General features: G+C 33.4%; 25 protein-coding genes and 2 tRNA genes. 16 read left to right on the top strand and 11 right to left on the bottom strand.

Going from position 1 to position 22700, the window contains the following annotated elements; translation table 11 throughout:
* The first annotated feature begins 47 nt into the window (after nt 1-47).
* Genes HRU49_RS04945 through HRU49_RS04935 form a run of 3 tightly spaced genes read left to right on the top strand, consistent with a single transcriptional unit; the run spans nt 48 to nt 2519 of the window.
* Nucleotides 48-893, top strand: coding sequence for a transketolase (locus HRU49_RS04945; RefSeq protein ID WP_296354759.1), 846 nt, complete (start codon nt 48-50; stop codon nt 891-893).
* A gap of 18 nt (nt 894-911) precedes the next feature.
* Nucleotides 912-1865 (top strand): transketolase C-terminal domain-containing protein, encoded by a 954-nt coding sequence (locus HRU49_RS04940; protein ID WP_296354757.1) that lies wholly within the window; start codon nt 912-914, stop codon nt 1863-1865.
* A gap of 54 nt (nt 1866-1919) precedes the next feature.
* Nucleotides 1920-2519 carry an outer membrane beta-barrel protein gene (locus HRU49_RS04935; RefSeq protein WP_296354755.1) on the top strand — a complete coding sequence of 200 codons (600 nt, stop codon included), beginning with the start codon at nt 1920-1922 and terminating at the stop codon, nt 2517-2519.
* A 76-nt stretch (nt 2520-2595) separates the two neighbouring features.
* On the opposite strand, the gene HRU49_RS04930 is transcribed toward HRU49_RS04935, so the two are convergent.
* Nucleotides 2596-3534 carry an FKBP-type peptidyl-prolyl cis-trans isomerase gene (locus tag HRU49_RS04930; protein WP_296354752.1) on the bottom strand — a complete coding sequence of 313 codons (939 nt, stop codon included), beginning with the start codon at nt 3532-3534 and terminating at the stop codon, nt 2596-2598.
* Between the two features lie 132 nt (nt 3535-3666).
* On the opposite strand from HRU49_RS04930, the gene HRU49_RS04925 reads away from it, so the two are divergent.
* Genes HRU49_RS04925 through HRU49_RS04915 form a run of 3 tightly spaced genes read left to right on the top strand, consistent with a single transcriptional unit; the run spans nt 3667 to nt 5148 of the window.
* Nucleotides 3667-4035, top strand: a complete 369-nt coding sequence (locus tag HRU49_RS04925) for a S4 domain-containing protein (protein WP_296354751.1) — start codon at nt 3667-3669, stop codon at nt 4033-4035.
* Nucleotides 4022-4627 carry an SAM-dependent methyltransferase gene (locus HRU49_RS04920; RefSeq protein ID WP_296354749.1) on the top strand — a complete coding sequence of 202 codons (606 nt, stop codon included), beginning with the start codon at nt 4022-4024 and terminating at the stop codon, nt 4625-4627. Before HRU49_RS04925 ends, HRU49_RS04920 begins: the two co-directional genes overlap by 14 nt.
* Before the next feature lie 17 nt (nt 4628-4644).
* Nucleotides 4645-5148, top strand: coding sequence for a phosphoribosyltransferase family protein (locus tag HRU49_RS04915; protein WP_296354747.1), 504 nt, complete (start codon nt 4645-4647; stop codon nt 5146-5148).
* On the opposite strand, the gene HRU49_RS04910 is transcribed toward HRU49_RS04915, so the two are convergent.
* Nucleotides 5140-5661 (bottom strand): shikimate kinase, encoded by a 522-nt coding sequence (locus tag HRU49_RS04910; RefSeq protein ID WP_296354745.1) that lies wholly within the window; start codon nt 5659-5661, stop codon nt 5140-5142. The genes HRU49_RS04915 and HRU49_RS04910 overlap by 9 nt on opposite strands.
* 131 nt (nt 5662-5792) lie before the next feature.
* Here HRU49_RS04910 and HRU49_RS04905 point away from each other — a divergent pair.
* From HRU49_RS04905 to HRU49_RS04880, 6 genes are all read left to right on the top strand, one after another.
* Nucleotides 5793-5865 (top strand) — tRNA-Lys (locus tag HRU49_RS04905).
* 54 nt (nt 5866-5919) lie between these two features.
* Nucleotides 5920-6004, top strand: a tRNA-Leu gene (locus tag HRU49_RS04900).
* A 139-nt stretch (nt 6005-6143) separates the two neighbouring features.
* Nucleotides 6144-7043 (top strand): MerR family transcriptional regulator, encoded by a 900-nt coding sequence (locus HRU49_RS04895; protein ID WP_296354743.1) that lies wholly within the window; start codon nt 6144-6146, stop codon nt 7041-7043.
* The gene (gene crtI / locus HRU49_RS04890; protein ID WP_296354741.1) at nt 7040-8500 is read left to right on the top strand and encodes a phytoene desaturase family protein; all 1461 of its coding nucleotides are present in this window, start codon (nt 7040-7042) and stop codon (nt 8498-8500) included. Before HRU49_RS04895 ends, crtI begins: the two co-directional genes overlap by 4 nt.
* A gap of 17 nt (nt 8501-8517) precedes the next feature.
* Nucleotides 8518-9357: a phytoene/squalene synthase family protein gene (locus HRU49_RS04885; protein WP_296354739.1), complete on the top strand. Its 840-nt coding sequence runs from the start codon at nt 8518-8520 to the stop codon at nt 9355-9357.
* Between the two features lie 13 nt (nt 9358-9370).
* The gene (locus HRU49_RS04880) at nt 9371-9817 is read left to right on the top strand and encodes a sterol desaturase family protein (RefSeq protein ID WP_296354737.1); all 447 of its coding nucleotides are present in this window, start codon (nt 9371-9373) and stop codon (nt 9815-9817) included.
* Between the two features lies 1 nt (nt 9818).
* Here HRU49_RS04880 and HRU49_RS04875 read toward each other — a convergent pair whose 3' ends face one another.
* The 7 genes from HRU49_RS04875 to HRU49_RS04845 all read right to left on the bottom strand — a co-directional run bounded on the left by HRU49_RS04875 (nt 9819) and on the right by HRU49_RS04845 (nt 18846).
* Nucleotides 9819-10382 carry a TlpA disulfide reductase family protein gene (locus tag HRU49_RS04875; protein WP_296354734.1) on the bottom strand — a complete coding sequence of 188 codons (564 nt, stop codon included), beginning with the start codon at nt 10380-10382 and terminating at the stop codon, nt 9819-9821.
* An 11-nt stretch (nt 10383-10393) separates the two neighbouring features.
* Complete coding sequence (locus HRU49_RS04870; RefSeq protein WP_296354732.1) at nt 10394-11065, bottom strand: Crp/Fnr family transcriptional regulator; 672 nt, start codon at nt 11063-11065, stop codon at nt 10394-10396.
* A 122-nt stretch (nt 11066-11187) separates the two neighbouring features.
* The gene (locus HRU49_RS04865; protein WP_296354731.1) at nt 11188-13455 is read right to left on the bottom strand and encodes an aconitate hydratase; all 2268 of its coding nucleotides are present in this window, start codon (nt 13453-13455) and stop codon (nt 11188-11190) included.
* Nucleotides 13456-13668: 213 nt separating this feature from the next.
* Complete coding sequence (locus tag HRU49_RS04860) at nt 13669-14622, bottom strand: MoxR family ATPase (protein WP_296354728.1); 954 nt, start codon at nt 14620-14622, stop codon at nt 13669-13671.
* A 3-nt stretch (nt 14623-14625) separates the two neighbouring features.
* A complete protein-coding gene (locus HRU49_RS04855; RefSeq protein ID WP_296354726.1) occupies nt 14626-16095 on the bottom strand; it encodes a peptidylprolyl isomerase in 1470 nt (489 codons plus the stop codon).
* A complete protein-coding gene (locus tag HRU49_RS04850; RefSeq protein WP_296354724.1) occupies nt 16043-16894 on the bottom strand; it encodes a peptidyl-prolyl cis-trans isomerase in 852 nt (283 codons plus the stop codon). Before HRU49_RS04850 ends, HRU49_RS04855 begins: the two co-directional genes overlap by 53 nt.
* 5 nt (nt 16895-16899) lie before the next feature.
* A complete protein-coding gene (locus HRU49_RS04845) occupies nt 16900-18846 on the bottom strand; it encodes a peptidylprolyl isomerase (RefSeq protein WP_296354722.1) in 1947 nt (648 codons plus the stop codon).
* 203 nt (nt 18847-19049) lie between these two features.
* On the opposite strand from HRU49_RS04845, the gene HRU49_RS04840 reads away from it, so the two are divergent.
* Nucleotides 19050-19505 (top strand): SRPBCC family protein, encoded by a 456-nt coding sequence (locus tag HRU49_RS04840; RefSeq protein ID WP_296354720.1) that lies wholly within the window; start codon nt 19050-19052, stop codon nt 19503-19505.
* The gene (locus HRU49_RS04835) at nt 19498-19737 is read left to right on the top strand and encodes a hypothetical protein (RefSeq protein WP_296354718.1); all 240 of its coding nucleotides are present in this window, start codon (nt 19498-19500) and stop codon (nt 19735-19737) included. Before HRU49_RS04840 ends, HRU49_RS04835 begins: the two co-directional genes overlap by 8 nt.
* Here HRU49_RS04835 and HRU49_RS04830 read toward each other — a convergent pair.
* Nucleotides 19734-20873: a lycopene cyclase family protein gene (locus HRU49_RS04830; protein WP_296354716.1), complete on the bottom strand. Its 1140-nt coding sequence runs from the start codon at nt 20871-20873 to the stop codon at nt 19734-19736. The genes HRU49_RS04835 and HRU49_RS04830 overlap by 4 nt on opposite strands.
* 88 nt (nt 20874-20961) lie before the next feature.
* On the opposite strand from HRU49_RS04830, the gene HRU49_RS04825 reads away from it, so the two are divergent.
* Both HRU49_RS04825 and HRU49_RS04820 read left to right on the top strand, forming a co-directional pair.
* Entirely contained in the window at nt 20962-21513 is a 552-nt protein-coding gene (locus HRU49_RS04825) for a hypothetical protein (RefSeq protein ID WP_296354715.1), read from the top strand.
* A gap of 17 nt (nt 21514-21530) precedes the next feature.
* Nucleotides 21531-22424 (top strand): TIM barrel protein, encoded by an 894-nt coding sequence (locus tag HRU49_RS04820; RefSeq protein ID WP_296354713.1) that lies wholly within the window; start codon nt 21531-21533, stop codon nt 22422-22424.
* Nucleotides 22425-22435: 11 nt separating this feature from the next.
* Here the strand turns inward: HRU49_RS04820 and HRU49_RS04815 are convergent.
* Nucleotides 22436-22700: IMP dehydrogenase (locus HRU49_RS04815; protein ID WP_296354711.1), on the bottom strand; the 265-nt coding region annotated here is incomplete at its 5' end.

Below are 22700 nucleotides of genomic sequence, written 5' to 3'. Positions count from 1 at the left end.
CTTTTATAAAAAACTATTTTTGCAGCATTAATTTTATCTGATAAAACATGTCTAATATTCAAGAGTTAGAAGATTTAACTACACAGGTCCGAAGAGATATTTTAAGAATGGTACACAGGGTTAATTCTGGTCACCCAGGAGGTTCCTTAGGCTGTGCTGAATTCTTTGTTTCCCTATACAATGAGGTTATGGAAACACATAAAGATTTTAGTATGGATGGCATTGGTGAAGACTTATTCTTCTTATCTAATGGTCATATATCGCCTGTTTATTACAGTGTGCTTGCAAGGGCTGGCTTTTTTCCAGTTGATGAACTTAATACGTTTAGACTTATAGATTCTCGTCTACAAGGACATCCTACAACACACGAAGGTTTACCGGGAGTTAGAATAGCATCTGGTTCCTTAGGTCAAGGTATGTCGGTTGCCATTGGGGCAGCGGAAGCTAAAAAGTTAAATAGCGATAATCATTTGGTTTACAGCCTACATGGAGATGGAGAATTGCAAGAAGGACAAAATTGGGAGGCTATAATGTATGCTTCTGCCAGAAAGATCGATAACCTTATTGCCACTATAGATTTGAATGGTCAACAAATTGATGGTTCAACTGATGACGTTTTACCTTTAGGAAGTGTTAAAGGTAAATTTGAAGCTTTCGGATGGACAGTCATCGAAATTGAAGAAGGAAACAATATTAAAGCAATTCTTGATGGTATGGCAAAAGCCAAAACCTTAACCGGAAAAGGAAAACCTGTTTGTGTTTTATTAAAAACTGTTATGGGTAATGGCGTTGATTTTATGATGCATACCCATGCGTGGCATGGTAAAGCACCTAACGACGAGCAACTGGAAATTGGTTTAGCTCAAAATACAGAAACTTTAGGGGACTATTAATTTTAAGAATCAGAACTAATGAAAACTTATACGAATACAGGAAATAAAGATACGCGCTCTGGTTTTGGAGCTGGATTAACGGAACTTGGAAAAACCAATGAAAATGTCGTTGCTCTATGCGCCGATCTTACAGGATCTCTAAAGATGGATGAGTTTAAAGCCAATCATCCTGAACGCTTTTTTCAAGTTGGTATTGCAGAAGCAAACATGATTGGTATTGCGGCAGGTATGACTATAGGAGGAAAAATTCCATTTACAGGAACATTTGCAAATTTTTCGACCGGTCGTGTTTATGATCAAATAAGACAAAGCGTTGCTTACTCAGATAAAAATGTGAAAATTTGTGCTTCTCACGCTGGTGTAACTTTAGGTGAAGACGGTGCAACACACCAAATATTAGAAGACATTGGTTTAATGAAAATGTTACCTGGAATGACGGTTATAAACACTTGCGATTATAATCAAACCAAGGCTGCAACTTTGGCTATTGCGAAGCATCACGGACCAGTTTACTTACGTTTTGGAAGACCAAAAGTCCCAAACTTTACTCCTGAAAATGGCGATTTTAACATTGGTAAAGCGGTTAAACTTATTGATGGAAATGACGTAACTCTTGTTGCAACTGGGCACCTAGTTTGGGAAGCTCTAGAAGCTGCTAAAGCACTACACGAAAGTGGCATTAGCGCCGAGGTTATAAACATTCACACCATTAAACCACTAGATGATAAAGCTATTTTAGAATCAGTGAATAAAACTGGATGTATTGTAACGGCAGAAGAGCATAACTTCTTAGGTGGACTTGGCGAAAGTGTTGCCAGAGTTCTGGCACAGCACAATCCAACTCCTCAAGAATTTGTTGCAACGCAAGACACATTTGGTGAATCTGGCACTCCTGCACAGCTTATGGAAAAGTATGGTTTAAATAGTGAAGCCATCCTGAAAGCTGCAAAAACAGTACTTAAAAGAAAATAAGTTCATTTTGGCAACGTTTTTGATTTTAGTCATCTAATCTTAAAAACGAACATTATGAAAAATTTTAAAAAGTCGGCCTTATTTGCTGCTTTGTTGGCTTTAATTGGCTTTAGTCTTAATGCCCAAAATAGCAGTGCTTTCGGCATCAAAGGAGGTCTAAATTATAGTGCTAATGGAGACTATTTTGAGTCCATTGGAGATAATGCGAAAAGTCCAAACCGTAATATTGGTTATCATGTAGGTGTTTTTGGTAAAATTGGGGATAAACTTTACTTTAAACCAGAATTAGTCTATACAGCCACAAAAAGTGATTACGAGAGTAATGACTTTAAAATCAAGAAAATTGATGCACCGTTATTAGTTGGTTTAAAAGTATTAGGACCAGTAAGCGTGTTTGGTGGACCATCACTTCAATATATTCTAGACACTGAATTTGATGGTATAAACATTAGCAATGTAGCTGATGAATTCACTGTAGGCTTAAACTTTGGAATTGGCCTCAACTTAAATAAGGTTGGGATCGATTTAAGATATGAGCGTGGCTTTAAGGATAATGAAGCTAATTTTATTAATAATAACCTTGGAACTGGAATGGCCAGTAGAATTGATACAAGACCAGATCATCTTATTTTAAGTTTATCAATAGCTCTATAGCAATAGAAGTAGATATTTTTGCAGAAATAAAAAAGCCGCTAAATAGCGGCTTCTTTGTGGTCAATTAAATTTTATATTAAGAATCTTGATTTGATTCTGTCTCTTCGGGATCCAAATAATTAGGTATCCCATTTACACCAATATCATTTGTTGGATCACCATCACCATCAATATCCTCAAATATTGTTAAAATTCCATCACCATCATCATCTACGTCAAAATAATCAGGAATTTCATCTTCATCGGTATCTTCGTCATTAACATCTAAATTCATGTTATAATCTTCAATGTAAGAAGGAATTCCATCATTATCATGATCATCAATTTCATATTGCAATAATTCAAATTTAAAAATTAAGTTCGAATAAGAAGGTATGCCGCCTTGAGAGCCAGCAAAGTATGCCAAACCAGAAGGAATAAACATCATGCCAAGACCGTAATTATTATAATTTGTAATACCATCCGAGCCATTAAAAAAACTCTCAGCAACACTAAATTCTGGTAAAATTAATTGCCATCCTCTTATTACACCACCCGAAAAACCGATGCCTTGCATAGGGAAATCTTCTGGTGTAGCTACACCATCAAAGACTTCACCATCAACTTCTAAATATCCTTCGTATCGAACTCTTACTCTATCTGTAAAATTTGGTGAATCTCCGCCACCTTCATTTAAGCTAAGGAAATAATACTCATAATCAGTATCATCAAATACGGTCGTTCTAGTTTCAATTGCATCTAGTAATAAAGTACTGCCATCAGGAACCGTTTCACCTTCTGCGAGCTCTGTGATAATTATGTCATCAATTCTGTGGTTAGATCCACTTTCAAACAAACTAGAATTATAATAATGCGTTGATAAGTAATCCATTATAGAATCTCTATCAGCGGCTTGTTGTTCTGCTCTGTCTCTAATTACAATCGTTCGATTAGATTCATCATCATCTCCACACGAAATAAAGACCATAATTAAAGCTATGGCACACAGTAATAATTTTAGAAATTTTAATTTCATTTTCTCAGCGTTAGAAATAGAGATTGTCTTCTAGCTCTATTCAGTTCATTATTGCTCATTTTACGGGTGCAAGATACAATTTTATAATACTTTTGCACAATAAGATTAACGTAGTTTTTAGTTAAAAAATATATGCGAATTGATAAATTTTTGTGGTGTGTTAGGTACTATAAAACCCGTAATATGGCAACACAAGCATGCAAAAAAGGGCAAATTAAATTGAATGGCACCGCAGTTAAGCCTTCAAGGGAAGTTTATGCGACGGATAAAATAGAACTAAGAAAAAATCAAATTAGCTATAAATTAACTGTAAATGATTTACCGCCAAATCGAGTCGGTGCTAAACTTGTTGATATTTATCGTACAGACACAACACCAAAAGAAGCCTTTGAGGCACAAGAGCTTTTAAAATATAGTAAGGATTACTATCGAAAAAAAGGCACCGGTAGACCAACTAAGAAAGATCGACGCGATATAGATGATTTCTATGAAGAAGAATGAATTAAATGAACATTACTGGGACTTTCGTTACCAAACTAATAGTATAGGCTGGAACATTGGCTATCCCACTACACCAATTAAAACTTATATAGATCAATTAAATGATAAATCAGTTAAGATTTTAATTCCAGGTGCAGGTAATGGTTATGAAGCTGAATACTTATGGAACAATGGTTTTAAAAATATTTTTGTCCTTGATATAGCAAAAACACCGTTACTAAACCTCAAAAGTAGGGTTCCAGATTTTCCTGATGCACAACTTCTACACATGAATTTTTTTGACTTGAATATAACTTTTGATTTAGTCTTAGAACAGACTTTCTTCTGTGCTTTAAATCCTATCTTAAGACCAAAATATGCTCAAAAGATGCATAAAATACTAGGATTCAAAGGGAAACTCGTTGGTTTGTTATTTGATTTTGAACTTACCCAACAAGGCCCGCCTTTTGGTGGAACGAGGAATGAATATCAAAACCTATTCGATCTATTGTTTAATGTAAAGGTTCTTGAACGATCATTTAATTCAATTAAACCGCGTGATGGTAAAGAACTGTTTTTTATCTTTGAGAAGTTGAAAGAAGTACAGGATTAATATTTGAAACTAACCGAATGGCATTAACTAAAAATACAATTTTAAGTCACCAAGAAATTGAACATAAAATAAGGCGTATTGCATATCAAATTTATGAAAGTAATGCTAATGAAACTGAAATTGTGATTGCTGGAATTGAAACTAACGGTTACATCTTAGCAAAAAAAATTAAGCAACAACTCGATCAGATTTCTAATATTGAATCTAGCCTTTGTAAAGTTAATATCAATAAAGAGGCTCCGACAGAGCCAATTACAACATCAATTAAAAAAGAAGACTACACCAACAAATCGCTTGTGCTGATTGATGATGTTTTAAATTCAGGAAGTACTCTAATATATGGCATTAAACATTTTTTAGATGTACCGTTGAAACGATTTAAAACAGCAGTCTTAGTTAACCGTAATCACAAAAAATATCCGGTTAAGGCAGATTTTAAAGGTATTTCATTATCGACATCTTTATTTGAACATGTTCATGTCAACATTTCTAAACAACCCTATGAGGCCTATTTAGATTAATTTCAAAAGAATATCTTCTAAAATATCTTTTTGAGTTAAGTCATCTGCATTTAAAATGTACTGCGCCTGATTGTAAAACTGCGTTCTTTCAAACAGATGCTTCCCTATAAATTCTGATAATTCATCTGTAGTTTCTAAATGACTTATGAGTGGCCGATTTTGTTTCTCTAGGAATAACCGCTTAACTAAGGAAGGAATTGAAAGCTTTAAATAAAAAGAAGAAGTCTCTTCACTAGCTTTGATTGTATTAAGATTACTGGCATAACAAGGCGTACCGCCACCTAAAGCTAAAACTACGTCTTCTTTACTACTTAAGATCTCATTTAAATATATTGTCTCTTTCTTTCTGAAATAGATTTCACCTCTATTGGCAAAAATTTCTGGAATTGAAGCTCTTTCTTTATCAGAAATATACTCATCCAAATCAATAAATTCGTATTTCAAAACACGAGCGAGCTTTTTTCCAATTGTGGATTTTCCAGACCCCATGTATCCCATAAAAACAACTCTCATTACGCTTATATTTTGATTATGAATTCAGTAGAAGCATTAAGTACAAAAAAACAAAAATTTAAGCAAAAAAAGTATTGTTTTATTAATTAAACATTTTATATTTGCACCCTCGTTACAGAGAACCACTTATTGACCGGGTAGCTCAGTTGGTAGAGCATCTCCCTTTTAAGGAGAGGGTCCTGGGTTCGAGCCCCAGCCCGGTCACAAGAAAAGTTAAGCTTTTGCTTAGCTTTTCTTATTTTTATAGTATTCATAATTGCACACGTGGCGGAATTGGTAGACGCGCTGGCTTGAGGGGCCAGTGACCGTTTAGGTCGTGGAAGTTCGAGTCTTCTCGTGTGCACTTTTCTAAAACTCCCCTTCCTGCCCTAATTTATTAACATCATAGATCTAATTAACATTATATTTTTATTTAAATTTTGTTAATTCTACTGTATTTATCTGTATAAACCTTATTTTTGTTTAAACATTTTTATTAAAAAATGAACAATATTAAAAATCAGTTTAGTATCAAAGACCTTGAGAATCTCACAGGGATCAAAGCGCATACCATCAGAATATGGGAGAAACGCTACAATTTGTTACAACCAAAACGTACTGATACAAATATTAGATATTACAGTCTTGCAAGCTTTCAAAAGTTACTCAATGTAAGTTACCTCAATAATAATGGTTATAAAATCTCGAAGATTGCCAAAATGGAAGAACATAAAATTCCGATTTTAGTTAGAGAGATTGCTGCTGAAAGTAACTTAGAAGGCCATGCGATTAATGCCTTTAAGCTTTCTATGCTTAATTTTGATCAAGGCTTATTTTATAATACATACGAATCACTGCTGAGAGAAAAGGATTTTGTTGATATTTTCTATGATATATTTATTCCACTATTAACAGAAATAGGACTCTTATGGCAAACTGACACTATAACACCTTCTCATGAGCATTTCTTAACTTCCTTTATTCGTCAAAAGATTCTCATTAATACAGAAAAGATTCAGTCTAAACAGATAAATAAATCTAAAAAGACTTTTGTATTGTATTTACCAGAAAATGAAATCCACGAATTAGGATTGATGTTTATCAACTATCAACTCGTAGCAAAAGGTTATCAATCTATATTTTTAGGTATGAGTGTTCCTGCCGATAGTTTGGCGGATTTAAAAAAATATTACGACGAAATTATATTCATATCGTACTTCACGGTTAAACCAGAAAAAGCACAGATAAATCAATATCTGGAAGATTTCCGGGAATTAATACTAACGAATGATAAAATAGAACTTTGGATTTTAGGTAAAATGCTGAATACCTTAAATTTAAATAATTTACCCAAAGGTGTTTCAGCATTTATGAGTATACAAGATCTGTTTAAAACGTTATGAGTAAATCAGTTTCAATAATTGGTTCGGGGTTTTCCGCACTCTCGGCCGCTTGTTATTTGGCTAAAGAGGGACACAAAGTTTCAGTTTTTGAAAAGAATCCAACTGTTGGCGGAAGAGCCAGACAACTCCTAAAAGACGGATTCACATTTGATATTGGTCCGAGTTGGTATTGGATGCCTGATATCTTCGAAAAGTTTTTCAATGATTTTGATAAAAAAACAAGTGATTATTACCAGCTAGACAAGTTAAGCCCCGCTTATAAAATCTTTTTTTCAGATGAGATCATAACTATTGGCGATCATATGGATCAAATTTGTGAAGAATTTGAACGAATTGAAAGTGGCAGTTCTAAACCACTTAGAAAATTTATTGCTCAAGCTCAAGAACATTATGATATAGCCATTAATAAAGTAGTTCTTAAACCTGGTGTTTCGCCATTTGAATTGGTCACTAAAGATACTGTAACAAGGGTTGATCGCTTTTTTAAAACGATTAGTACAGAAGTTCGTAAAAAATTTAAAAACCCTAAGCTCATTTCAACTTTAGAATTTCCTGTACTATTTTTAGGTGCAAAACCTAATCAAACACCTTCATTCTATAGTTTTATGAATTTTGCAGATTTTGGTTTGGGAACATGGCACCCAAAAGGTGGTATGTACGAAATAATTAAGGCCATGAAAAATCTTGCGGAAAGTTTAGGTGTTACTATAAATACCAATTGTACTGTTGAAAAAATTAATGTGATCGCTAATAAGGCAGCTAGTATAAGTGTTAACGGAAAACAAATCGAATCCGATGTAATTTTAAGTGGTGCAGATTACCATCACACCGAATCATTATTAGCGAAACCATATAGACAATACTCAGAAACTTATTGGAGCAAACGCACTTTTGCCCCTTCATCTTTATTATTTTATGTTGGCTTTAACAAGAAACTAATAAACATTGAACACCATAATTTATTCTTCGATACCGACTTCGAAATCCATGCAGAAAATATATATGATGACCCCAAATGGCCCGAAAATCCATTATTTTATGTTAACTTTCCATCAGTAACGGATTTAAGTATGGCACCTGAAGGCTGCGAAACAGGATTTTTTCTCATCCCAATCGCACCAGGATTAGAAGACACTCCTGAGCTAAGAGATCAATATTTTGACTTAATTATCAATAGATTTGAAAAGCGTACAGGTCAAAATATTCTAGAACATATACTTTTTAAAGAATCATTTTGTGTTAATGATTTTATAAGTGAATATAACTCGTACAAAGGCAATGCCTATGGTATGGCAAATACCTTACGGCAGACTGCTTTTTTAAGACCAAAATTAAAAAGTAAAAAAGTAGATGGTTTATACTTTACAGGACAATTAACAGTTCCTGGACCTGGTGTTCCACCTTCTTTAATATCAGGAAAGCTTGTGGCAGAACTGATTGAAAAAAATGAAGTTTAATTTTAAGCACACATTCTATGAAATCAATTTTTGATAACGTCTCAAAAAATTGCAGCAAGCTTGTTACTAATGCTTACAGCACATCATTTTCTATGGCCACTAAAATGCTATCAGATTGCATTAGACAAGATATATATAATATATATGGGTTTGTTAGATTGGCAGACGAAATAGTTGATACTTTCCATAATTACGATAAAGAAAAGCTTTTTAGAAATTTTGAAAAAGAATTGGAAAATGCTTTAATTGATAAGATTAGCCTCAACCCTATATTAAACGCTTTTCAGGAAACCTATCACAAATACAATATAGATAAGCCTTTAGTAGATGCATTTATGAATAGTATGCGTTTAGACCTTTACAAAAAAGATTACCTAACAGAGGAAGAATATAAAAATTACATCTATGGTTCAGCCGATGTCGTGGGATTAATGTGTTTAAAGGTTTTTGTTAAGGGTGATAATACCAAGTATGAAGATTTAAAAAACTCGGCAATGAGTTTAGGCTCTGCATTTCAAAAAGTAAATTTTCTGAGAGACCTAAAAGCAGATTTTGAAGACCTAAGTAGAACCTATTTCCCAAATACAGACCTAAATCACTTAGACGAAGTCTCAAAACAAGCCATTATTAGTGATATTGAAAATGACTTTTCAAAGGGATTACAAGGGATTAAAAAGTTACCTTTAGAGGCGCGATTTGGAGTGTTTATGGCATATCGTTATTACAATAAGTTATTACAAAAACTAAAAAATACACCTGCTTTAGAGATAAAATCAGCCCGAATTAGAGTTCCAAATTATAAGAAAATAGAGCTTCTTACGAGGAGTTATGTAAAATATCAATTAAACCTTTTATAATACCTGCTTAATTATGCAAATTGCACTTTGGATAGCCATTTTATTACTAACTTTCTGCATCATGGAGTTTAATGCGTGGTTTACACATAAGTATATCATGCACGGATTTCTATGGAGCTTACATAAAGACCATCATCATAAGGATCATGATAGCTGGTTTGAGCGTAATGATGCTTTTTTTATTTTTTATGCTGTTGTGAGCATGGGTTGTTTCTATTTGTGGAACTATGAAGGTGTTTGGTTCACCCTTCCTATTGGGCTGGGTATTTTATTTTATGGTATGGCCTATTTTATTGTTCATGATATATTCATTCATCAGCGTTTTAAATTGTTACGTAATATAGATAACAAATATGCTCGTGGTGTTCGCCGTGCACACAAAATCCACCATAAACATCTAGGTAAAAATAAGGGTGAAAACTTTGGGATGCTTATCGTTCCGTTTAAATACTTTAAATAACCTATTCTGATAAAAATTGATCTAGTTGACTTCTAACAGTAGCACTATTCCAATCTACAGCTCCAGATTCATCAACAACAATTTCACCTTTTTTATTGATTATAAAAGTTCTAGGGATACTTGAAGTGTGTAGCTCTGGAGGTACATTTCTAGTTGGTCTAAATACCTCAAATGTAAAATCACGCTTCTCCTTAAAATTTTTCACAGTTTCAAAATCGTCAGTCGTAGAAAAAACAAAAACAACATCACCTTTATAATCGTTATATAGAGCTTGAAGGCTTGGCATTTCCGCAATACAAGGAGGACACCAAGTTGCCCAAAAATTTAAAACAACAACTTTACCTTTTGTATCATCAAAATTTAGGACATAATTATTATCCGATTTTAAATTCCATCCTTCATAATTTACCTTAACTCGATCGTCACTATCAATTATTGAAGATTGATTAACAAAACTTAGCCCTTTATGTAAAAGTACCTGAATAGGTTGCCTGGTCTGCGGAATTATAAAAATGGCAATAATAATTAAGAAAAGAATATTGCGCTTTGTGAGTTTAGCCTTCATTAATAACTAATTTAAGCAGAAGTTTGATAAATCCTAATTTGCTTTCTATTAAAATCAATAATTCTATCCTCCCTAAGTTCGTTCATCAAAATATTTAGCGTTGGTCGGGATATACCGATTAGCGCGGCTATATCCCTTTGTGTATAGGGATTATTGATAATATGATCTCCTGTTGTATCGTAATGGTATCCATAATCTTCACAAAGTTCTTGTAAAAATTCCATCAATCGAGTTTTAGAATCTTTAAAAAGTAATAATTGAAGCCTACGTTCTAACTTTTTGAATTTAAACCCTATGAACTTATAAATTCTAAGACTAAAAGTTTTATTATCTCTCATCAAATCATGCATTGTACTTACACCAACTGGACAAATGGATGTATTATTATCCAAAGATTGGGCAAATTCATCTCGCCTTTCCTCACCGAGAATAGCCTTTTCTACAAAAAGTTCACCTTGTCTTAATATCGCTTTAACAACTTCAGTACCATCTTTATTATAATAACCGATTTTAACTTTACCCTTTTCGATTAAATATACCTTGTTGGCAGCATCTTCTTCAAAATAAATGTAATCGCTTTTCTTATAAGCATCAAAATCTTGACAGGCTTTATATTGCTTGAACTTATGCGGGCAAAGTAGGTTTAATAGATTGATGTCTTCAAATACCCATATTACATTCATGACTAATTAAGATTTATTGCGTTGCATCTTGTGTCGCATTTATAAGTAATACCTTTCAATAGGCAAAAAAAAACTCCCAGTTGTAAACTGGGAGTTCTGTTCATTACAAATTAGTATTTTAATTAAGCATTCTGCTTTTTAATTAAATTCAATGCAGAACCTTCATTATACCACTCAATTTGAGAATCATTATACGTGTGATTTAATGCAATAGTATCTTTTGAACCGTCTAAATGAACAACTTCAACGTGAAGTGGTTTTCCAGGCGCAAACTCATTAAGATCAAGAAAATTGAACGTATCATCCTCTTGGATTAAATCATAATCTGCTTCGTTAGCAAATGTTAAACCTAACATTCCTTGTTTCTTTAAATTCGTTTCATGAATTCTTGCAAAAGATTTTACAATTACAGCTGCAACTCCAAGATGTCTTGGTTGCATAGCTGCATGTTCTCTTGATGAACCTTCGCCATAATTATGATCTCCAACAACAACGGACCAAACACCATTCTTTTTATAATCGCGCTGAGTATCTGGCACACCACCATATTCACCAGTTAATTGATTCTTGACAAAATTAGTTTTCTTATTAAAAGCATTTACTGCACCTATTAGTGTGTTATTAGCAATATTATCTAAATGGCCTCTAAATCGTAACCAAGGACCTGCCATGGAGATATGATCAGTAGTACACTTACCTAAAGCTTTAATTAATAATTTAGCACCGGTTACTGCATCACCTATTGGCTCAAAAGGAGTTAACAACTGTAAACGTTCTGATTCTGGATTTACAGTAACTACTACTCCACTTCCATCTGCCACTGGTTCTAAATAACCATTTTCTTTAACATCAAATCCTTTAGGTGGTAATTCCCATCCTGTTGGCTCATCTAACATCACCTCTTCCCCATTTTCATTGATTAAAGTATCTGTTATTGGGTTAAAATCTAAGCGCCCTGCAATAGCGATAGCTGCCGTAATTTCAGGTGATGCAACAAAGGCATGTGTGTTTGGATTACCATCAGCACGCTTCGCAAAGTTTCTGTTAAATGAGTGCACTATACTATTTTTAGGAGCATTCTTTGGATCGTTGTAACGTGCCCATTGTCCAATACATGGACCACATGCATTAGTGAATATTTTAGCGTCTAACTTTTCAAATACATCTAGAATACCATCACGCTCCGCTGTGTAACGCACCTGCTCTGAACCTGGATTAATGCCGAACTCAGCTTTTGTTTTTAATCCTTTGTCTAAAGCTTGTTGTGCAATTGATGATGCTCGAGATAAATCTTCATACGATGAATTAGTACAAGATCCGATTAAACCCCATTCTACTTGCATTGGCCAATCGTTGGCTTTAGCCTTATCCGTCATATCACTTCCAACTTCAGTAGATAAATCTGGAGTAAATGGTCCATTTAATAGTGGTCCTAATTCTGATAAATTTATATCAATTACCTGATCAAAATACTGCTCTGGGTTAGCATATACTTCAGCATCTGCGGTTAAATATTCTTTTATTTTGTTAGCTTCATCAGCAACATCAGCTCTATCTGTTGCTCTTAAATAACGTTCCATTGAATCATCGTATCCAAACGTCGATGTAGTTGCTCCAATTTCTGCTCCCATATTACAAATAGTTCCTTTACCAGTACAAGACATGGATAAAGCTCCTGGTCCAAAATATTCTACAATAGCACCAGTACCGCCCTTTACGGTTAATATCTCAGCAACCTTTAAAATAACATCCTTAGGTGCTGTCCAACCAGATAACTTTCCAGTTAATCTTACACCAATGAGTTTAGGGAATTTTAATTCCCAAGCCATACCAGCCATAACATCTACAGCATCAGCACCACCTACTCCAATAGCCACCATTCCTAAGCCTCCAGCATTAACAGTATGAGAGTCTGTACCAATCATCATACCACCTGGAAACGCATAGTTTTCTAATACTACTTGATGAATAATACCAGCACCAGGTTTCCAAAATCCAATGCCATATTTATTAGAAACTGACTCTAAAAAATTAAATACTTCACTACTTGTGTTATTAGCATGTTTTAAGTCTGTTGCTGCCCCTTCCTTCGCTTGAATTAAGTGGTCACAATGTACTGTGGTTGGCACTGCTACCTTAGGCTTCCCTGCCTGCATAAATTGTAATAGTGCCATTTGAGCAGTAGCATCTTGACAAGCCACACGATCTGGTGCAAAATCTACATAATCTTTACCTCTAGCGAAGATCTGAGTAGGCTTCCCATCCCATAAATGAGAGTATAATATTTTTTCTGAAAGGGTTAATGGCTTACCAACAATCTCACGTGCAGAATCAACACGCTCAGTCATGTTTGCATAAGCCTTTTTAATCATATCAATGTCAAATGCCATTATCGTTTATTTATAAGGTTGATAAATTTATTTTTTCGTCCAGCAAAAATACGAATTTCAAAAGATTTTTAAAAAAATGTAACAAAATCGTAAATTCTTTAAATTTAAATCATAAATGAAGGTAAATATTTTCATTAAATTAAAATATTAACAGTCATACTGATTAAATCCTGATAATTTAACAATTGAGCTTATTTAGAATAAATCTGAATTTTAGAATAGACTTTCAATAATCTTTTCGTCAGTCACCCCTTCGGCCTCAGCTTTGTAGTTTTTGATAATTCTGTGTCTTAGGATTCCGGTTGCAACAGCCTGTATATCTTCTATATCTGGTGAAAACTTCCCCTTAGTTACTGCGTGTGTTTTAGCGGCTAAAATTAAATTTTGAGATGCTCTTGGTCCAGCACCCCAACCTACAAAATCCTTGACTATAGAAGCTGCTGAACTTGCTTTCGGCCTTGTTTTACCCACTAAGGAAACCGCATATTCAACCACATTGTCTGCAACAGGAACACGTCTGATCACATTTTGAAAATCAAGAATCTCTTGAGCTGCAAACAAAGCATCAACGGATAATTGTGCATCTGTGGTTGTCGCCTTAACTACTTCGACCTCTTCCTCAAAAGAAGGATACTCTAAGTTAATAGCAAACATAAATCGGTCTAATTGTGCTTCTGGTAAGGGATAAGTTCCTTCTTGCTCTATAGGATTTTGCGTAGCCAATACAAAATACGGTAGACTTAATTTATATTGATGTCCAGCAACCGTAACTGCACGTTCTTGCATTGCTTCTAATAACGCTGCCTGAGTTTTTGGCGGTGTTCTATTAATCTCATCAGCTAGAATAATGTTTGCAAAAATTGGACCTTTGATGAACTTGAACTGGCGATTCTCATCAAGAATTTCACTTCCTAATATATCACTAGGCATTAAATCTGGAGTAAATTGAATGCGCTTAAAATCTAACCCAAGGGCCTGAGCAATGGTATTTACCATTAAGGTCTTTGCCAATCCAGGCACACCAATTAAAAGTGAATGACCTCCAGAAAAGATTGATATTAGTATTTGATCAACAGCACGTTCTTGACCAACAATAACCTTGGCTATTTCTTCTTTTAAAGCCTTGTATTTCTCGACAAAATTCTCAATAATCGCAACATCTGACATAAACTATTCTGTTTTTAACCAATTACTTTGATAATCACAATCTCTATACTCCCCATTAATTTTAATATAAGTTTCTAGAATAGCTTCTTTTTGCCATTTTTCTATAGCCTTTATCTGTTTATCGTAAAGTGCTAAATCCTTGATTTTTAAATAATCTCTGGCAAAATCTGCTTTATGATCATCGATTCTGTCCGTTACAGTCATGATTTTAAACTTTATCGTGTTGACTCTATCCTCGTCTTGAATAACTGGACTAATTTCCCCATCCTTTAATCCTTGAATCTGAGTATAAAGCTCGGTATCCATTTTGGTGAGCTCAAAATTAAAATCTTGAGTTGTTGGATTTGTTAATTGACCTCCTTCGAATTTTGTTTCTTTTTCATCACTAAATTCTCTGGCTGCCTCAGCGAAACTAATTTGACCTGCCACAATTTTTTCTCTAACCAAATCAATTTCATCTTTAGCCTTTTGAATAGCCGCTTGAGATAATTTTGGTCTTAATAAGATGTGCCTAACATCGTATTCTTGACCTCGAATCTTCTCCAAGTAAATAATATGATAACCAAAGTCCGTTTCAAATGGATCTGAAATTTCTCCTTCTTGTAAATTAAAAGCAACATCTCTAAACTCCTTTACCATTCGAGGCTGCTTTCTGTTCATTGTCGGTAGTAAACCTCCGTTATTTTTTGAACCTGTATCTTCAGAATAGAACAATGCTTTTGTTGTAAAACTTGAACCATTTTCTTCAACATCTTTTTTAAACTCCTTCAATTTATCGATAACAGCCTGCTTTGCTTCTTCAGTTACTTCTGGAATCACAACAATTTGAGCAACCTTTAATTCTGTACCAAATGTTGGTCGCTCATCTTCTGGTATCTCATTAAAAAATGTTCTCACCTCTTCTGGTGTAATCTCAACATCAGATATCACCTTATCCTGCATTTCTTTAGCGAGATATGCATTTTTATTGATCTCAAACATTTCATCACGTAATGCCTGTTCTGAATCTTTTTTGTAAAATTTAATAAGGCCATCCATATCGCCTTGAGTTTGCGCCATAATACCCTGAATCTGCTGTTCTACTAATGATTGAATATAAAGTTCATTAACCAAAACACTATCCTGTACAGCCTGGTGGGCATATAATTTCTTTTCAAGTAGACTTCCAAATAATTCGCACCGCGTCTTTCCTCGAAGGTCAGCACCTTGGGCTTCTAATTGTGCAATCTCGCGATCCAAATCAGATTCTAACACGATGTAATCACCTACAACCGCCGCAACTCCATCTGCTTTGATACGAGATTTATTGCCAGGATCATCTTTCTTTTTCAATAGTGGTGCAGCTTCTTCTTCTTCATCTGGAAGAATTTCTTGAGCATGTCCAATTGTTGTGAAGCACAAGCAAAACAATCCGAGTAGACTACTTATATATTTCAAATTTGTTGTTTGTAATGGCATCTTTTGTAATATCATTTTCTAATTGCTTGATAAGCTCTAACTTTCTTTTGTTAATAACGATCTGTTTTATTGACGGTAAGACATACTCTAAAGGAGCGTATTCATTTTGTAATCTAACGTCATTAACATGCATCAAATATAGGTTTATTGAGTCTTTGAGTTGTAAGAAATTAGATTTTTTTAACAGATCAATTTTATTTTCCTGGTTTACGACTGCTACTTTCTCTGCAACTTGATTATACTTAACCCATAACGAATCGTTTAAGGAATAAGACTTAAATTGAACAGAAATAGAATCTAGGTAGCGTTTATCCTTAGCTTCAAATCGTTTAAAGCGTTTAGTAATGGTATCTAAACCCACTGGATTCAGTGGTAAACTCACATATCTAAATTGTAATAAAACATCATTAAGCTTAAAAGATTCTCTATTGGATTCATAAAATACCTTAGCTTCACTAATAGTAACAACCGTATCAATATTTTTCTTAACTAAACCTTCTAAATAGGCTTTGGTAAATAGATCGCTTTTGTATTGCTCAACGAGCTTTGAGAATTCACTTTGTTTATCTTCAGAAAGATTAAGTAAGGCGCCATCCATTAGAAGTAGCTGTCTTGCCCAACGATTAATGTAGGCATTTACTAATACTAAACTATCTTCTTTACTTACACTTTTGGGTATAAGGTTAGCTATATCTTCCTCATAGAGATACGTATCATTTACTCTCGCAACAGGTTGACGATCATCAGTGGTTTTAAAAAAATCACAACCACAAAAGAGAATAGCAAAACACAGTATGGAAAAAGATTGTTTCAAAAAAATTATTGATTTTTAATTTTTTCCTTCACTGCTTGTAGCTCCTTATTATTAACCTCAACACTAAAGTTTTCATAAAGACTATCAATCCAGTTTTTCTCTAATTGCTCTTGATAATCATTTATGACATTCCCTTTAGCTTCTTCAAAAGTTTTGTCACCTGCAGGAACAATGTTATAGACATTTATAACATGAAAGGCTGCGTTGTGCTCGTATATTTTAGATATACCTTCCTTAATTTCAAAATCTTTAGGAAGTTTACTATCGGTTGTATTAAAAACTCCTTTAGTAAAAATGATATTGTTTTCTTTTTCAGTATTTAGGATGCTTTTAATCTCACTCTCTGTCTTTTGCTTCTTCATTAAATTTAAAGCTTGTTCTGCATTTAATCTATTTCCTGAAGATGCAATTAGGACATCTACACGCTCATCCCATTGGTATTTTGAGATATGTTTTTGAAAATACGCTGCTAATCCTAGAGTATCTTTTGAGGCTTTATTCCAAATTTCCTTTTCCATCAAATCAAATAATAACAATCCATCCCTATACTCTTTCAATATATTGGCAAAATCCTCATTTTCTAATTCTAAATTATCCTCTCGATAATGTAATATTGAGCGTTCAAAAAACTTGTCTAGTTCTTTATCAATAACTTCAGAAAACTCAGTAGGACGATTTGCATAGGCACGCTGGGCAGACATGAGATGTCTACCAAATTCATTATAGGTAAATACTTTGTCATTTATTGAAAAGACCATGGTCTCCTTTTCAAACTCTTCTGGAAGCCGCCAAGAGCGTGCAAAATATTCTTTAGTTAGAAGTTGAGAAAAATACGATTTTGCAACTTTGTTAAATACAATAGTATAACGTTTCTTTAACTCCTTAACCATGGCGTCATTTATTAATTTAGATCTAGAATCGCGCTTTACCCTAGATTCTAGGGTAGGTTTTAATTCTTCAAAAGATTCTACTGGCTTGAGTTTTAATCGTTTTATAATATGCCAACCATATTCAGTTTTAAATGGCTGACTTATCTGATCGTCTTCACTTAAAGCAAAAGCTTGATCTTCAAAAATAGTAGAACTTAATTGACCGCTTTTAAAAGGCTTTAAACCTCCTCCATTTTTTGCAGAACTTTTGTCATCAGAAAACTGCTTCGCCAAAGATTCAAAATTTTCACCTTGTTGAATCTTTTTATAAATATCATTAATTCGCTGTTCTGGATCTAAAAGCGTGTCTTTTTGTTTTAAAGCAATCATGATATGTGCGGCAGTAATTGTTCCTCTTGAAGGTCGTTTATCGTTGACCTGAACAACATGATAACCAAACTGGGTTCTAAAAGGCATTGATATGTCTCCTTTAGCAGTATTATAGGCGGCAGTTTCAAAATCATAAACCATTTTGAAGGCTGAAAAATACCCTAAGTCTTCTAAAAAAATAGTTTTACCATTATGCATATCATCCTTTACAGTATCAAATCCCTCCTTAAGTAAACGTTCTCTTAATTTCAAAACTTGATTGTATACTTCTATCGTATCTTTTGAACTTTCATCTAATCGAACTAACACATGAGAGGCTTTAATATCCACATTACTTCTGTCATAAGCCTCTTTAACTAATGCATCAGTAACCTTATTTTCGGACAAGTAATTTTTAGTCAATTGTTGTTTATAGCGTAAAAATTCACGTTGATATTTTGCATCTTCGTCTAGTTTTAAACGCTTAGCCTCCTTTAACTTTAATTGATACTCTGTAAATAACTTTAAATAACCATCAACATCTTTTTGACTTTCGTCTTTAACTAGATCTAAGTTTTTATTATATACTCTTAAAAATTCTGAAGTCATAATGGGTTCTCCGTCAACCCTTAGCAAAACTTCATCCTTATCTTGAGAAAAAGTAAGGCTAAACATAAACAATAATAAAAACGATAATCTAAATTTCAATTCCATCTTATTTTTCTTTATAACTGTAATTTATTTATATCAAATACGTCTAAAATTAGAGGTCCAGCAAAAATAATATAAATCACTTATTTCACAAGCTGACTTAAAGTCATTATTTAGCTTGATTACAACTTCTAAATTGGTATGAACATCGATAATATGAACGAAGTATAAACCCTTTTACATATCTTTGAAGCCTATTAAATTGAATGAAATATACTACCGAAATAATTATTAAAAAGGGTTTGGAGGAGGTCATTAAAAAAATGGATTCTACAGATAACATGAAGCATTGGCAAGAAGGCCTTGTTAGTGCAGAACATATATCTGGTACACCTGGTAAATTTGGGGCTCAGATGAAATTAAATTATGATTTTGGAAAACACCAGATGGAACTCATTGAGACCATAACAAAACAAAAATTTCCACACGAGTTTCATGCCACTTACAATACTAAAGGTGTTAGAAATATTCAACAGAATTATTTTGAACTCACACCTCAGGGTCATACCAAATGGATTTGCGAAAATAAATTTGAGCCGACTAACTTTGCTATGAATGCCATGCTTTTTTTAATGCCTAGAGCATTTAAAAAACAAACTAAATCTTACATGAGAAATTTCAAAAATTTTGTTGAAAAAGGTATTTCAGTTAATAATGCGTAGACTTAAATTAATTTGGGACTTCAGAGGCCCGTTGAGCAAAAATACCGCAGAACATCATTTGATTCATTTAAATCAATTTATAAAATTACAACAGCTTGATATCGATATTACTGGTATTGAAACTTACACCGAAATGCATAGTATTGCCTATCTTGTTGTTAATGAATCTGAAATGATCCCCATAAGAGATGCGTTAAAACCACATCGTGGCCAAGTATATTCTGAAAACTAGAATATTCTTTTAAGAAAAGCTTGAACAAATCGTTTTGCAGGTACAGCTAAAATAATTCTTAAATCTTCAATTATATTAGATTCTTCGTCTAAAAACTTAAAAATAGTTTTAATATTAGCCTTCCTAAACATAGAGGTAAAAACAGCAGCACCTTCATCGTTGTGATGTGATAGAACATCTAGAAAAATAAGATCATAAAACCAAAATTTAGATCTCTTTTGAAATTGGGAAAGATCACTTTTACGCTTTAAAAACTCTACGACATCTTTTGTTTTTTTTGAAGTATTCCTAAAGGTATACCCGGTACTTGCTTTAGTCCATCCACCAACGGTTCCTATATTTAAAACATGTTTAGAATTACGTTTATGAAACTTATAAGACGTCATAGGAATGGATCCTTTTTCGACTTCAATAATCTCATACTTATCAACATTATGTTCTCGTAAGTAGTTCTTTATGGCCAGATCATATTCCGATAAATCTAATAAGTCTTTAGAAAACAAAGTATATTCAAAAAGGGCTGTATTTTTATCCGTAGGCAAGACATACATGAATCGTGTATTCCCTTTTTGCGGCACCGTAAAATCCATAAACTTAGCTACAGAATCATCAAACAATTCTGATTCTGTTTTAACAAACCATCCAACAAAATGTTGTTGCAATACCGGATATTTATCTTGTGAATTATATAAGCTATGATCTGGTAAACTATTAAACACCTTAGAACCAAAATAGCTTGAATTAGTGGTCTTAATCGTTACTCCTTCTCTCCCTTCTTTAGAATCCAAAACCGTATCTTCAATAAAATTGATATTCGATTTTTTGTTTATTGTAGACCAAAGTAGATCATAAAAATCTTTACTTCGAATCATTTTATAATGATAAGGTAAAATGTCAATTTCATTAGAATAAGACTTACTACCAAAGAAAATTTTAGACCATTCTTTAGTTAAGATATTATCCCATTCACCTTCATTATCCTCCCAAAAGCACCATGTACGATCATTCCCTTTTTCCTTAAATTGGTCAATTATAAGTATGGATTTATTATCAAAGAAAGCATCTGTTGCCATGCGATATGCCAACATTAAACCTGAGGCGCCAGCGCCTAAAATGATATAATCGTTTTTAATCATTTGGTAATTAAAATCCTTAGCGAAGATAAGGTTTATAGCATATCGATATCAAAAAAAGATGTAACTTGATTGTATTAAAGTATTTTCAATGCAAAACCTCTTATTAGTAACGTTATGTGTTACTAGTCTCTTAGCCTTTAGTCAAAACGACTTAAACACATCAACTACAATTCCATGGTCCAATAATTTAAATCTTGAATGGCCTAACTTTAAGGCAAAACCGAACTTGAATGTTGTTGCCTTTGCTCAAACCACTTATAAAATAGAAATATTTCCAAACGAAGTTCAAGTAGATGAAAACAATACTATTAAAAATTACCAGTCACTTCACGTAAATGCTCTATTTTACTCAGATGAGTCTTGGGTTTATAAAGAGAGTGATTTTTTGTTAAAATACGAGCAACTACATTTTGATATTGCCGGGCTTTTCGCTTTAAAGATTAACGAAGAATTTAAAACGTTGATTGATCAAAATGAAGCAAATTTTGATACCTATTATACAATTTACAAAAGGTTATGGAAAGACTGTTTAGACACGCAAAAACAGTATGATTCAGAAACAAATCACGGTCAAAATATCGAAGAGAACCAAATCTGGATTGATCAAATATCAAAAGAAATTAAAAGTCATTTAGACTAAAAATCATATTTAATCTTATGAATAGAAAAGAATTTATCACTTCCAGTTTAGCCTTAGGAGCTTATAGTTTATTGCCGTTTTCCCTTTCTTCTTGTAAATCCAATTCTAGATTTAAATTAGGGTATCAGCTTTACTCTATTCGAGATGAAATGGCAAAAGATCCTATTAGCACATTAAAAAAGTTAAAAGCAATGGGATATCAAGATTTTGAACATTATGGATATGATGAGAAAAAACTCACCTATTATGGCTTTAAAACTAAAGCATTTAAAGCCATCTTAAATGATCTTAACCTGAATATAAGCAGTGGTCATTATCCATTTGCAAATTATTTTAATGCGTCGGATGAAACATTATTAAAGTATGTAGATAAAACTATTGAAGGAGCATTACTAATGCAAAGTAAATATATTGTTTGGCCCTGGCTAGCACCAGAAAATAGAAATATTGAAGATTACAAAAAACTGAGTGATAAGCTTAACATCATTGGTGAACGAGTAACCAATTCTGGACTTGGTTTCGCCTATCATAATCATGGGTATGAATTTAAAAATGATAATGGTAAAAATGGTTTTGATATCATAACCAATACAACAGATTCTAAACTGGTTAAACTCCAATTAGATATGTATTGGATCATGCATGAAGGCTTTTCCACTCCAAAACAACTTATTGAAAACCATCCTGGTAGATTTGTAATGTGGCATATTAAGGATATGCACAAGGTGTCTCGAGATTACACGGAACTTGGAAACGGCTCTATTGACTATATTAAGGAACTGCCAGATCCAAAAAAATCTGGCCTAGCATACTTTTATATTGAACAAGGTGGCAACTTTACAGTTAACTCAACCAAAAGTGCTTCAGATAGTGCCAAATACTTTAAGGCGCATTTAGAACACCTGCTTTAAAGCTATCATGATTATCTGGAATAATTAGGTGCCTCTTTGGTAATAGTAACATCATGCGGATGACTTTCATGAATACCACTGGCTGTGATTTTTACAAATCGACCAGTTTCTTTTAGTGTTGCAATATCCTTGGCTCCACAATATCCCATACCTGCTCTTAAGCCACCAACAAACTGATGAATACTTTCAAATAATTCACCTTTATATGGTACACGTCCAACAATACCTTCAGGGACCAATTTTTTAATATCATCTTCTACATCTTGGAAATAACGG

The sequence above is a fragment of the Winogradskyella sp. genome, assembly GCF_013213975.1.
Lineage (GTDB): Bacteria > Bacteroidota > Bacteroidia > Flavobacteriales > Flavobacteriaceae > Winogradskyella.
Note: the sequence above shows the minus strand (reverse complement) of the source record. Positions and strands in the feature narration are given on the sequence as shown.